Below are 12907 nucleotides of genomic sequence, written 5' to 3' on the forward strand. Positions count from 1 at the left end.
CTGGAACAGAAAGACACAGAACACATGGCCAAGCGCCTCGATCTCAAGGACGTCAACATCTACTACGGTGACTTTCACGCCGTACAGGATGTCTCCCTCAAAGTGCCGCCGAACGCCGTCACCGCGTTCATCGGTCCCTCCGGCTGCGGTAAGTCGACGGTGCTGCGGACCCTCAACCGTATGCATGAGGTCACACCGGGTGCGACGGTCAAAGGTGAAATCCTCCTGGACGGCGAGGATATCTATGCACCAAACGTCGATCCCGTCGCCGTCCGTAGCACCATCGGCATGGTCTTCCAGAAGCCGAACCCGTTCCCGACGATGAGCATTGAAGAGAACGTCGTCGCCGGGCTCAAGCTGGCGGGCGAACGGAACAAGACCAAGCTCAAGGAAGTGGCCGAACGCTCTCTTCGGGGCGCGAACCTCTGGGAAGAGGTCAAGGATCGCCTGGATAAGCCTGGTTCCGGTCTCTCCGGTGGGCAGCAACAGCGCCTGTGCATCGCCCGTGCCATCGCTGTGGAACCCGCGGTTCTGCTCATGGACGAGCCTTGCTCTGCCCTAGACCCCATCTCGACTCTCGCGGTCGAGGAGCTCATTGATGAGCTCAAGCAGGAGTACACCATCGTCATCGTCACCCACAACATGCAGCAGGCCGCTCGCGTATCCGACCAGACGGCGTTCTTCTCCCTTGAAGCAACAGGCAAGCCCGGGCGCCTCGTCGAGGTCGGCCCCACCAACAGGATCTTTGAGAACCCACAGAAAAAGGAGACCGAGGACTACATCTCCGGTCGATTCGGATAACTCAACCCCGCAGCACAAAAAACCGGTTCCACCAGTTACGGATGGTGGAACCGGTTTTTCTGTTTTGAGGCCGTAACGGCTCGGTGACGTCGTACCGGCCTCCCGTGGACAGAATCCCGTCGTGATGGAGGTGTCGGCTGACGTTCCTTCAGGAACCAGGTTAGTGGCCACTTCGGGAGAATCGGCGCTCAAGCTCCTCGAACCGCCGCTCAATATCGGCGTCCGCCTCGTCCTCACGTCGTTTGGCCATGTAGTCACGTGGCATCAGCCCGGTGCTCAGGTAGACGATGCGGCTAGCGACATTGACCGCGTGATCCGCGTAACGCTCGTAGTAGCGGCTCAGGAGGGTCACGTCGACCGCTGCCGTGGTGGAAAACGGCCAGTCCCGCTTGGTCAGGACCGTGAACAGGTGCTCATGCAGATCATCGACCGCATCATCATCTGCACCGAAGACGAGGGCGACATCGACATCCGGATCGATGAGGATCTCGCGTACCTTCGCGCTCATCTCCAGCGTGACGCGCGCCATCTCCTGAAAATAACCCGTCAGGGGCTGCGGTACCGCCGCTTCGGGATGTCTGCGGCGGGCTGTTCGGGCGACATGCTTCGCCAGAACACCCATCCGGTACATGTCCTCAACGATGTAGATGGAGGAGACGACCTGCCGTAGATCCCGGGCGAGAGGCCCTTCGAGGGCAAGAAGCTGAACGGCACGTTCCTCGCAGCGCAGACGGACCACCTCGAGGTCATCGACGAGTGACAGGGACTTCTCCGCAGACTGGAGATCCTGCTTGAGGAGCGCGTCGGACGCGTTGCCCATGATCGAATGAACCTGATCACACATGATGATGAGATCATGGGCGAAGGCGTCGAGATGTTCCCGGTATGAGGTTCGCATAACAGCCACTATAGATGTAACGACGCCGGTCCGCCGCCGCCCGGAGCGGTTGTCCCGCAGGTGTGCGGCCACCTGAAAACCGGGTTAGCCTCCGGAGTTCTCGACGTCGGCGTCGATGGGTGCGGTTGCATCCTCGGGATCGTCCAGCCAGCCTTCGGGTAAGAGAACCCGCCCAGGTGATCCCTGTCTACCGCGTGGTCCCTCCGCGTCATCGGGCAGTGCTTCGGATCCCGCGAGTGGAGCGAGTTGAGCGTCGAGCTCCTTCAGTGAGGACACCCCAGCCAATGCCCTCCGCACGTCACCGCCCACGGGGTAACCACGGAAGTACCACCCGACGTGTTTGCGAAGGTCACGACAACCTTTCTCTTCACCATCATGGTCGACGAGTAGCTCAGCGTGACGACGGATGATCGTGGACACCTCGCCGAGTGCGGGTTGCGGAGGCAAGGGGCGTCCGGTCAGCTCAGCGGAGAGTTCGGCGAACAACCAGGGGCGTCCGAGACAACCTCGTCCGATAACGACACCGTCGCATCCCGTCTCGTCCATCATCCGTCGGGCATCCGAGGCTGCGAAGATATCGCCGTTCCCGAGAACGGGAACTCCTGTGCCCGCAAGATGCTCCTTGAGTTCCGCGATACGTGACCAGTCCGCGTGGCCGGAGTAGCGTTCGGCTGCGGTCCGTCCGTGGAGTGCGACGGCGCGGGCGCCCGATTCCACGGCGATGCGACCGGCATCAAGATGCGTGAGATGGTTGGCGTCGATACCCACCCGGAACTTGACGGTGACGGGAATATCTGTCCCTTCCGTTGCACGGACGGCTGCGGAGACGATGTTTCCGAAGAGGCGACGTTTATAGGGTAGCGCCGCACCACCGCCCCTCCTGGTCACCTTCGGGACGGGACATCCGAAATTGAGATCTATGTGATCGGCCATATCGTTGTCCACGACCATTTTGGCTGCTCGGTAGGTGTATTCGGGGTCAGTGGTGAACAACTGCAGTGAGCGGGGTGTCTCATCCGGGGCGAAAGTCGTCATATGAAGGGTCTTCTCGTTTCGCTCCACGAGTGCCCGGGCCGTCACCATTTCGCAGACGTAGAGTCCCGCTACACTCCCCATTTTCGTCTTCTCCTGCTCGCGACAGAGGGTTCGGAAGGCGACGTTGGTGACCCCGGCCATGGGGGCGAGTACGACGGGAGACCCGAGGGATAGTGGCCCGATGGTCAGAGCGTGGGAACGGTCGGTAGCGTCAGTCACCGTCCCATTGTCCGGTGTGTGGTGCCTCCGAGACAAACCACTCTCCGGAAGGATCGGGGTCGGGTTTGCTCATGTCGGTGCATTCGGCAGAGACGGGTGCGCTGCGGGTGCGTGGAGGGGAAGCGATCCTCCTAAACTGTGGGGTGAAGCACATCTGGAGGGGGTGTTGGGGGTGTCATTTACCAGCTTGTAGGAGAAAACTGTTGGGTTGTGGGGGCATGTTGGGGGGCAGCGATGTATCGTGGTCCACGTAACTTAGACGTCAACGCAACGGGTACATCACATTCTCTTTACCCGGGGGCGGATGGCGAATCGATTCCCTGGACGCCGCTGGTCGGCTAACAGGTACTCAGGAGGAGATTTAATGTCTGACCGGATCGCTAACGCTCAGCTCAAGAGTAAGGTCATGTCTGCCGAAGAGGCCGCCCAATTCGTCAACGACGGAGACAAGGTTGGTATCTCAGGCTTCACCGGGGCCGGTTATCCCAAGGCGCTCCCCAAAGCCATTGCGGAACGGGCGAAGGAAGAGCACGCCAAGGGCAACAGTTACATGATCGACCTGTTCACCGGCGCCTCCACCGCCGATGACTGCGACGGTGTCCTTGCTGAGGCCGACGCTCTCCGGTTCCGTACCCCTTACCAGTCGGACCCGACGCTGCGGAGCAAGATCAATGACGGCACGACCTTCTACGCCGATTACCATCTCTCCGAGTCCGGTATGTACGTCGAACAGGGCTTCTTCGGTCAGATGAACGTCGCGATCGTCGAAGCGACCCGCATCACCGACGAAGGACACATTGTTCCGTCATCATCCGTTGGAAACAACGTCGAGTACCTGGATGCCGCCGAGAAGATCATCATCGAGGTCAATTCGTGGCAGTCGCCGGAGCTTGAAGGGATGGCTGACATCTGGCGGATGCCATCGCTGCCGAACCGGATCCCGATTCCGTTGACCGAGGCTGGCCAGCGAATCGGCAAGACCTACATAGACATCGATCCAAACAAAGTTGTCGCCATCGTGGAGACCGATGCTCCGGATCGGAACGCACCGTTCAAGCCCGCAGATGAAATCTCCCAGAAGATCGCCGGAAACTTCCTCGACTTCCTCGAAGGCGAGGTCCGCGCCGGGCGCCTGACCTATGACGGATACATCATGCAGTCCGGTGTCGGGAACGTTCCGAATGCCGTCATGGCGGGTCTGCTCGACTCCAAGTTCGAGAACATCAAGGCATACACCGAGGTCATCCAGGATGGCATGGTCGACCTCATTGACGCGGGGAAGATGACCGTCGCCTCCGCGACCTCGTTCTCCCTCTCCCCCGAGTATGCCGAGAAGATGAACGCGGACGCCAAGCGCTACCGGAACACCATCATCCTCCGGCCCCAGTCCGTTTCCAACCATCCCGAGGTGGTCCGGAGGCTCGGACTGATCTGCACCAACGGACTCGTCGAGGCTGACATTTACGGCAACGTCAACTCCACCAACGTCACTGGTTCCCGGATGATGAACGGCGTCGGCGGTTCTGCGGACTTCACGCGTAACGGGTATATCTCGTCATTCATCACCCCTTCCGAAGCGAAGGGCGGTGATATTTCCGCTATCGTTCCGTTCGCGTCCCACATCGACCACACCGAGCAGGACGTCAAGGTCATCATCACGGAGTATGGCTATGCGGATCTCCGTGGTCTCGCACCGCGTCAGCGTGTCGACAAGATGATTGCACTGGCTCACCCGGACTACCGCCCGCTCTTGCAGGAGTACTATGACAAGGCTCTTCACCTGGCCAAGGAGAAGAAGATGATGCAGACCCCGCATATCCTCTCTGAGGCGCTGAGTTTCCACCAGCGTTTCCTGGAGACCGGCTCCATGAAGAAGACCCCGAAGAAGAAATAGTACTTTCGGGACAAGTTTACTTCAGAACCGGCTACACGCCTCTCCGGTGTGCGTGTGGCCGGTTCTTTCTGTGTCGCACCCAGAGTGTGCCGTTCGGGAGAAGGCTGGGGCGGGGTGCAGGACATCTTCAGCGGACTGAGGAAAACGTACAGTCAGAGGTTGTGTGAGTCCCGTGGAGTGACGTTAACGAACGGCTTGGGGGAGGTCTTTCCGGGGAAATTTCTTTCTGATGGAATAGGGCGCTACAATGAACACTTGTCTGCCCCCAGGAGCGGACTCCGGAAGGATATTCCGGATGGGCCTTTAGCTCAGTTGGTAGAGCTACGGACTTTTAATCCGCAGGTCGTGGGTTCGAGCCCCACAGGGCCCACCAAGAAAACCCTCCCGCCACGACCCAAGTCGCGGCGGGAGGGTTTTTCGCACTGTGGTGGCGGGGCCATCATCGGTACGGCCGTGTGGATTCTGAACCAATGGTTGATTCGGTCGAGCTTGGGGTGGTGGGAACGGGGGCGCCAGTGTCGGGCATGGATCCGGCTGCTCTGTTACGTGCCCCGTATTGGGTTTCGCTCGGTTCCGTGGGGCCGTGTACAGGACGTGTGGGTCCGTGGCTCACTGTGGGGTTGGTGAGGCTCTGTGCGCCCCTGGTGGTTTCCTGTCCCGTGTGGCTTATGAAGTTCCCATGGAATCGGGAAAGAGACGTCGTAGAGTTCGCTGTCCGGAAGGATTCGCTGTTTCGCGGTTTTAGATCACGGTTGTCGCATCATCGGTTGGGGTTTGACCGGGGCGGGTGATGGCAGCGCGTGGCGGGCTCCGTGGTGTCGTTGGTAGTCGGAGATGCCCGTCTGTGTAACGCAAATACCCATTCTGACCTCATGGTTTTGTGTAGAGCGCCGTTGGCAAGTATATTTTGAGCAAGCTGCTTCGCACAGTGTTTATCACTTGTGGGTAGTTGTGAGCTCCCATCGTCTAGGGGCCTAGGACACCGCCCTTTCACGGCGGCGACACGGGTTCGAATCCCGTTGGGAGTACCACCCCTCAATGTATCGAGGGGCGTAAAAAGAGAATGAGGCCCTGTGGCGCAGTTGGTTAGCGCGCCGCCCTGTCACGGCGGAGGTCGCGGGTTCGAGTCCCGTCAGGGTCGCAGTCATCCCCGGAAGCATTTCAGCTTCCGGGGATTTTCTCTGTCACGGGTGAATCTCTTCGCGGAGGTATGCGTGGTCCAGAGTTGTGCGGATGGTTCGTGTCGGGGCTGGCGGCAGCAGGGTAAGGTCCCCGGAAGCTGTCTTGTACTGTGGATTTGTTGAAACTCCTCGCACTGTGTAAAGTTTCCTCTCGTGCAAAGGGATGTTCCGATGCACAAAGAGTAAGGCCCTGTGGCGCAGTTGGTTAGCGCGCCGCCCTGTCACGGCGGAGGTCGCGGGTTCGAGTCCCGTCAGGGTCGCGAGATTGTCTTCGGACATTCTTATGGCCAGATAGCTCAGTCGGTAGAGCGTCCGCCTGAAAAGTGGAAGGTCGCCAGTTCGATCCTGGCTCTGGCCACAAATCAACCCCCGTCCTGGAAGTATCCAGAACGGGGGTTGTTTGTGTCTATCGGCTGATTGTCTAGGTCATGTACGGTGATGAGATGGGAATTTCATTTCGGAAGTATCTACCGTCCGTGGGCCTCGTTACTGCCCTCTTAATCCTCGGGGGGCAGTCTCCGGGGCCGGCCTCGGCATCTGAAAATGGAGCTGAGGGTTTTAGGGGGATCCCGGTCACTTCGTCTCTGACAAGTTCACCGGGGGAGCTTTCTCAAATTGATCAACTTGATCTGGTCGCTTATCAGGGCACCTGGAATCAGATCGCCGTGTTGCCGCAGATATTTAGCCTCCAGTGTGCGCGGGACACCCGCGCAACCTATGAACAGGTGTCGGAGAGCACGATCAGGGTCATCAACACCTGTACTGACTGGTTCGGTAATCCATCCGGGATCGAGGGCACCGCACGGGTCACCGACCTCGGGACGAAGGCGTCACTTCGTGTCGCCTTTAAGGGAGTCCCGTTCCAGAATCCGGATGGACCGGCCAACTACCGGGTTACCTGGATCTCTGCGGACGGCGAGACCGTGATTGTCGGTAACCCGGAACGGACTGCCGGTTTCGTCCTGTCGAGGAAGGCTGATCTCATGGAGTCCGAGTGGCGGCAGGTTCGTGACACCGTTGCTGAGCGAGGGTACAACCCGTGTACGTTCATTACCTCGCCCGTCACCGGAGGCGTGGAGGGATATCGGCCACTGTGCACTCTGTGAACCGTGTAGGACGTGAACCAGCCAGAGCTATTCAGATCGGGGCCGGACAATGAACACCACGAGACCTGGTTTCATCCATGACGTGGATTCCCAGCGGTATGTCATCACGATCGATGGAGTGGAAGCAGGGTACGTATCCTATGAACTCCTCACCTCACGCCTCGGGGAACCCGCGTTACGCGACTTCAACCACACAGTGATCCACTCCGATTACAGGGGCAGTGGTCTGAGTTCGCGACTGATCAGATTCGCCCTGGATGACACGATTGAGGCGAATCTCGCCTATAGATCGACGTGTTCGGCTGTCGAGCATTTCATCTCGAAGCATCCCGCGTACGTTGACGGTCTTGATGGATCGGTGTAATTGGCAGGGAATCTTTGGAAAGTGGATGAGGGGCCACCTAACTGGTGGCCCCTCATCCACTTTGCTAGAGGAAGAAACTCAAAATAGCGGTGGCTCCTTGTCGACGTAGCGGTCCGGGTCGACGAGCTTCTTGCACTCATTGGTTTTACGGGGTCTGTTGACCGCTGGGATACCAACCGCGATGTGATTGGCGGGAACGTCCTTGGTGACGACGGCGTTCGCCCCGATTGCGCTCCCACGACCAATTGTGATCGGTCCGAGAACCTTTGCGCCGGCTCCGACGGTCACATTGTCCTCAAGGGTGGGATGTCGTTTGGTCTGGGTGAGTACCTGACCCCCGAGAGTCACCCCGTGATAGAGCATAACGCCGTCGCCGATCTCGGCGGTTTCGCCGATCACGATGCCCATACCGTGGTCGATGAAAAATCGGCGGCCGATGGTGGCACCCGGGTGAATCTCGACGCCCGTGAGGAAACGCGTGAATTGGGCGAGTATCCGGGCCGGACCACGGAGTCCACGTGTCCATAGTGCATGAGCGATGCGGTGTGACCAGATCGCGTGCAGGCCAGAATAGACGATCGCGTTCTCGACGTCGCCGCGTGCCGCAGGGTCGTGCTCGCGTGCATTGGTCAGGTCTTCTCTGAGCGTCCTCAACAGGCGGTACATGGCTGCCAATCCTATCAGCGCAGGTGATGCTCTCTGTCGGTGCCACCGTTCGGAGTGCCTGGCCCGTAACCCCTCTTTAGTCTGGTGAAGGGTTCGTGCCTTCAGAAAGCGCGTTAGTTGCGGATGTCGTCGAAGAGCACGGTCGAGACGTAGCGTTCCCCGTAGTCGCAGACCGTGGTCACGATGGTCTTTCCTGCGTTCTCGGGCCGGGCTGCGAGGTTCAGCGCTGCCCGGACGTTGGCCCCGGTGGAGATTCCGCCGAGGATGCCCTCCTTTCGTGCGAGGTCGCGTGCGGTGGCAATGGCATCTTCATTGCTCACCGTGAGGACATCGGTGAGCACTCGGCGTTCGAGAACGTCGGGAACGAAGTTTGCGCCGAGGCCCTGGATCTTGTGGGGACCAGCTTTACCGGTGGACAGGAGAGCTGATTCAGCAGGTTCGACCGCGTAGATCTCGACATCATCCTTGCGTTCCTTCAGAACACCACCGACACCCGTGACGGTACCGCCGGTTCCGACTCCGGTGACGAAGATGTCAATGTTGCCGTCGGTGTCGTTCCAGATCTCCTCGGCGGTGGTAGCACGGTGAATCGCCGGGTTCGCAGGATTGGCGAACTGTCGCGCCAGGATTGCGCCGTCGTTCTCAGAAACGATTTCGTTGGCCTTGTCAACGGCGCCTTGCATACCCGCGGCACCCGGGGTGAGGACGATTTCGGCACCATATGCACGGAGCATGACACGGCGTTCCATGGACATGGTCTCAGGCATGGTCAGGATGACGTTGTAGCCCCGGGCGGCCGCGACCATGGTCAGGGCGATTCCGGTGTTCCCGGAGGTCGCTTCCACGATTGTGCCGCCAGGTTTTAGGGAGCCGTCAGCCTCTGCAGCATTGATGATGGCGAGCCCGATACGGTCCTTGACGCTGTTTGCCGGATTGAATGATTCGAGCTTAACCAGGATCTGGGCGTCAAGCCCCTCCGTCATGCGGTTCAATCGGACCAGGGGTGTATTACCGATGGTTTCGGTGATGTTGTCATGAATGTTCGCCATATTGAAAAACTCCTTGTTGATCTGCGTTGATCTGCCGTGTTGTTGTTCTATGACCGTGGTCATATCCCGGGTCATGGCTGTCACGCTACACCACAAATAGACCGGACTATAGACAAGTTTGTCTGTTTCGTGTATTGGGGTGTGTAGATGCGTGCTGGGGTGTGGAGTGTGGGGCGGGGAGTGTTTATTACTGGCCAGGGGGTCTACCTCTGCTGGTTTCCTGGAGGTGTGGCGATGGTCTGGGTCGGCGTTCTGTCGGGTGCTGCTGACTAGATGTCCCCCTTATGTGGGTGGGTGGGCGCATCGACTGTTTGGAAAAAAAGTGATGTTTCTTACGCCTTGCGTTTGGGCGTGAACAGTGTTGGGGGTGATTTGCGGGGGGTAGCATTTTTAATGGTCCATGTGGGGGGAATGTTGTGGATGGGGAATGGGTTCACGTCTCAACCTCTTCGAAAGTGATTTCGAGGGCTGGGGGTTAGTGGTTTTGCTGTCCGGTTGAGCGGTGTAAATGTTGGTATGACCAAGATTATGAACGCGCTGTGGGAAGGGGTCGGGTCACTGTAGGGGGCGGTGACCGGTTCTCGATTGGTGAATCTCGTTTAACACTGTTCACAGGGGGACGCGTAGGGGGCGATGGGAGAGACCACATCACCCCTTAGCCGGACGCCCGTTTTCCTGATTCGGCGAATAATCACCGTGATGAGCGGCCTTCTCACCCCCTTGGGGCGTGGTTATACTGCACTTACGGAAGATATTGACTCACTCGACGGGGGCACCTGACCGGGTGGACGCGCAGGAGGTATACGTGGACTCACAACGCACGAAAGACGATGAAGAGGCGATTCGCACAGCACTCTCGTCGTTAAGAACGGCGACCGGCATTCCGGTGACGATGTTCGCGACGGTTCTACCGGACAACCGGCTGCAGATAAGTGCCTGGGTCGGATTACGGACCCCGGCTCTGCAGAACCTCATCATCGACCACGGCTGTGGTGTTGGTGGGCGGGTTGTCACCACTAGGCGTCCGGTAGGGGTTAGTGATTACACGCGTGCGAACGTCATCTCACACGAATACGACAGCGTCATTCAGGATGAGGGGCTGTTTTCGCTGGTCGCGGTTCCTGTCATCGTCCACCGCGAGATTCGTGGGGTTCTCTATGTCGGGGTGCATTCCCCCGTGCGCCTCGGGGACAAGGTTATCGAGGAAGTCACGATGACCGCCCGCACGCTCGAGCAGGAACTTGCCATCAACTGTGCCGTCCGCCGTAGTGAAGGAGGCCGTGCCGGAGCGAAATCCGGCCGGATCATGAACGGTGCTGAGTGGGAGCAGATCCGTTCCACGCACTCGAAGCTACGGATGCTCGCGAATCGTGTGGAGGACGAGGCACTTCGTCTTGAGCTGGAGGAACTCTGCGACCAGATGGTGACACCGGTTCGTGTGAAGCAGACGACCAAGCTGTCCGCACGTGAGCTTGACGTCCTGGCATGTGTCGCACTCGGTCACACGAACGTTGAAGCTGCTGAAGAGATGGGGATCGGTGCGGAGACCGTGAAGTCCTATCTGCGCAGCGTCATGCGGAAGCTGGGGGCGCACACCCGCTATGAGGCGGTCAACGCCGCCCGTCGTATCGGCGCGCTGCCCTGATCTTCGCTGTTCCCTCTCCGTCGTTGGTGCCCCGGATCTGAAAGGTCCGGGGCACCTTCGCGTCTCACGGATGGGTATGTCTACCCGACCCCGGAACCCAGGTGACGTCATCACCGTCATTGGCGACTCTGCTAAGAATAAACAGGAGGTCCGATAGTCGGTTCAGGTATTGGGCGGGCAGAACGGATGTCGTCTCCGGATGATTCTCGACGGCGTTCCATGCGGCTCGTTCCGCCCGTCGCGCGATGACCCTCGCGGTGTGCAGCAAGGCGGCCGAGGGAGTCCCGCCGGGAAGAATAAAAGAGCTGAGCGTAGGTAGATCCGCGTTGAACCGGTCGCAGTCGGACTCTATGTGGTCAATGTAGCTCTGGTTCACCCGGAGCGCTGGATACTTCGGGTTTTTCTCGATGGGGGTCGCGAGATCCGCACCGGCGTCAAAGAGCTCATTCTGTATCCGGCGGAGCACCCTGGCGACGTGTTCGGACGGTCGGCCGAGGGCGAGAACCTGTCCGATCGCGCAGTTGGTCTCGTCACATTCGGCGTAGGCGACCAGACGGGAATCATTCTTGGATACTCGCTCGAAAGTGGACAGTGCGGTTGTACCGTCGTCTCCGGTACGTGTGTAGATCCTGGTGAGGTGGACAGCCATGTTCCCCAAGCTAGACAAAATCTTCTATGCGCGGGACTTCGGGGGAGTGTTCCAGGCAACACGATGCTCGTGGAACCGTTAGGCTGTTGAACTGTGAAGGAACGATTTTTGGTAACAGGCGGCGCACGACTGTCCGGTTCCGTGAAAGTGACCGGTGCAAAGAACAGTGTGCTGAAGCTCATGGCTGCGGCGCTCCTCGCGGAGGGAACAACGTTGCTCCGGAACTGTCCGGAGATCCTTGACGTCCCTCTGATGGGAGATGTCCTTCGGGGGCTGGGCTGTGAGGTGGAGATAGATGGCCCGGACGTCAGTATCACCACACCTGCGGTACTGCGCAGTCGTGCTGATTTTGAGGCGGTGCGGCAGTTCCGTGCGTCAGTGTGTGTTCTCGGTCCGTTGACCGCGAGATGCGGGGAGGCTGTGGTCGCGCTTCCCGGTGGCGATGCCATCGGGTCCCGGCCGCTTGATATGCATCAGAGCGGTCTCGAACGCCTGGGGGCGGAGACTGAGATCAGGCATGGGTGTCTCGTTACCAGGGCTCCGAGTCTCAAAGGAGCGACAATTCGTTTCGATTTTCCTTCCGTGGGAGCCACAGAGAACATTCTGACGGCTGCGGTGCTCGCCGACGGGGTGACCGTCCTTGATAACGCGGCAAGGGAGCCGGAGATCGTCGACCTCTGTGAACTTCTTAATGACATGGGGGCGAAGATCGAGGGTGCGGGAACGAACACCCTGACCATTACGGGCGTCGATGAACTTCGGCCTACCGAGCACACGGTCGTGGCTGACCGGATTGTTGCTGGAACATGGGCGTATGCCGCTGCCATGACGCGGGGTGACATCACTGTCGGAGGTATTTCTCCGCAGTTACTCCATCTCCCGTTGGCGAAGCTCAAGTTGGCCGGTGCTGACATCGAGACGTACGAGAACGGCTTCCGGGTACGTATGGACAGACGCCCGACCGCAGTGGATTACCAGACTCTCCCGTTTCCGGGTTTTCCGACGGATCTTCAGCCGATGGCGATTGGTATGGCGTCCATCGCCGAGGGAATGTCGATGATTACGGAAAATGTCTTCGAGTCTCGTTTCAAGTTTGTGGGTGAGATGCTTCGGCTAGGGGCGACCGCATCTGTCGATGGCCATCATGTCGTCGTTCGGGGTGTGCCTCAACTGTCATCGACCACGGTCTGGTCGAGCGACATTCGTGCCGGTGCGGCTCTGGTTCTCGCTGCGCTCTGTGCTGAGGGACAGAGCGAGGTCCGGGAGGTCTTCCATATTGATCGTGGTTATCCGAGGTTCATAGAGCACCTGAACGATCTCGGTGCGGACGTTCGCCGGGTTCCTGAATCGAGCTGACCCTTCCGGTTCGCCTGTCCTTCATTCTTCTTAAATCGCTATTT

Annotated in this window: 11 protein-coding genes and 5 tRNA genes; 11 read left to right on the forward strand and 5 right to left on the reverse strand. The window is 59.1% G+C overall.

Annotated features, from left to right (window positions below; genetic code table 11):
* Positions 1 to 24: 24 nt before the first annotated feature.
* Entirely contained in the window at positions 25 to 801 is a 777-nt protein-coding gene (gene pstB / locus QWU44_RS11375; protein ID WP_370915797.1) for a phosphate ABC transporter ATP-binding protein PstB, read from the forward strand.
* 160 nt (positions 802 to 961) lie between these two features.
* On the opposite strand, the gene phoU is transcribed toward pstB, so the two are convergent.
* Together phoU and dusB are read right to left on the reverse strand one after the other, a co-directional pair.
* Positions 962 to 1699: a phosphate signaling complex protein PhoU gene (phoU, locus tag QWU44_RS11380; RefSeq protein ID WP_370915798.1), complete on the reverse strand. Its 738-nt coding sequence runs from the start codon at positions 1697 to 1699 to the stop codon at positions 962 to 964.
* Between the two features lie 84 nt (positions 1700 to 1783).
* On the reverse strand, positions 1784 to 2953 hold the full coding sequence (gene dusB, locus QWU44_RS11385) for a tRNA dihydrouridine synthase DusB (protein WP_370915799.1): 1170 nt from the start codon (positions 2951 to 2953) through the stop codon (positions 1784 to 1786).
* A 364-nt stretch (positions 2954 to 3317) separates the two neighbouring features.
* Here dusB and QWU44_RS11390 point away from each other — a divergent pair, with 364 nt between their 5' ends.
* From QWU44_RS11390 to QWU44_RS11425, 8 genes are all read left to right on the forward strand, one after another.
* On the forward strand, positions 3318 to 4847 hold the full coding sequence (locus tag QWU44_RS11390; RefSeq protein WP_370915800.1) for an acetyl-CoA hydrolase/transferase family protein: 1530 nt from the start codon (positions 3318 to 3320) through the stop codon (positions 4845 to 4847).
* Between the two features lie 297 nt (positions 4848 to 5144).
* A tRNA-Lys gene (locus tag QWU44_RS11395) sits at positions 5145 to 5220 on the forward strand.
* 582 nt (positions 5221 to 5802) lie between these two features.
* Positions 5803 to 5878: transfer RNA gene (locus QWU44_RS11400), tRNA-Glu, on the forward strand.
* 36 nt (positions 5879 to 5914) lie between these two features.
* Positions 5915 to 5988, forward strand: a tRNA-Asp gene (locus QWU44_RS11405).
* Positions 5989 to 6214: 226 nt separating this feature from the next.
* Positions 6215 to 6288: transfer RNA gene (locus QWU44_RS11410), tRNA-Asp, on the forward strand.
* A 25-nt stretch (positions 6289 to 6313) separates the two neighbouring features.
* Positions 6314 to 6386 (forward strand) — tRNA-Phe (locus QWU44_RS11415).
* Between the two features lie 85 nt (positions 6387 to 6471).
* The gene (locus QWU44_RS11420; protein WP_370915801.1) at positions 6472 to 7134 is read left to right on the forward strand and encodes a lipocalin family protein; all 663 of its coding nucleotides are present in this window, start codon (positions 6472 to 6474) and stop codon (positions 7132 to 7134) included.
* Positions 7135 to 7183: 49 nt separating this feature from the next.
* Complete coding sequence (locus QWU44_RS11425; protein ID WP_370915802.1) at positions 7184 to 7498, forward strand: GNAT family N-acetyltransferase; 315 nt, start codon at positions 7184 to 7186, stop codon at positions 7496 to 7498.
* 78 nt (positions 7499 to 7576) lie between these two features.
* On the opposite strand, the gene epsC is transcribed toward QWU44_RS11425, so the two are convergent.
* Positions 7577 to 8164 carry a serine O-acetyltransferase EpsC gene (epsC, locus tag QWU44_RS11430; protein ID WP_370915803.1) on the reverse strand — a complete coding sequence of 196 codons (588 nt, stop codon included), beginning with the start codon at positions 8162 to 8164 and terminating at the stop codon, positions 7577 to 7579.
* 113 nt (positions 8165 to 8277) lie between these two features.
* A complete protein-coding gene (gene cysK / locus QWU44_RS11435) occupies positions 8278 to 9213 on the reverse strand; it encodes a cysteine synthase A (protein WP_370915804.1) in 936 nt (311 codons plus the stop codon).
* Positions 9214 to 10018: 805 nt separating this feature from the next.
* On the opposite strand from cysK, the gene ramA reads away from it, so the two are divergent.
* Positions 10019 to 10858: an acetate metabolism transcriptional regulator RamA gene (gene ramA / locus QWU44_RS11440; RefSeq protein WP_370915805.1), complete on the forward strand. Its 840-nt coding sequence runs from the start codon at positions 10019 to 10021 to the stop codon at positions 10856 to 10858.
* Positions 10859 to 10922: 64 nt separating this feature from the next.
* On the opposite strand, the gene QWU44_RS11445 is transcribed toward ramA, so the two are convergent.
* Positions 10923 to 11507: a cob(I)yrinic acid a,c-diamide adenosyltransferase gene (locus QWU44_RS11445; protein ID WP_370915806.1), complete on the reverse strand. Its 585-nt coding sequence runs from the start codon at positions 11505 to 11507 to the stop codon at positions 10923 to 10925.
* Positions 11508 to 11600: 93 nt separating this feature from the next.
* Here QWU44_RS11445 and murA point away from each other — a divergent pair, with 93 nt between their 5' ends.
* Positions 11601 to 12863: a UDP-N-acetylglucosamine 1-carboxyvinyltransferase gene (gene murA, locus QWU44_RS11450; RefSeq protein WP_370915807.1), complete on the forward strand. Its 1263-nt coding sequence runs from the start codon at positions 11601 to 11603 to the stop codon at positions 12861 to 12863.
* Positions 12864 to 12907: the final 44 nt, after the last annotated feature.

Source organism: Corynebacterium sp. CCM 9203 (assembly GCF_041357675.1).
Taxonomy (GTDB): domain Bacteria; phylum Actinomycetota; class Actinomycetes; order Mycobacteriales; family Mycobacteriaceae; genus Corynebacterium.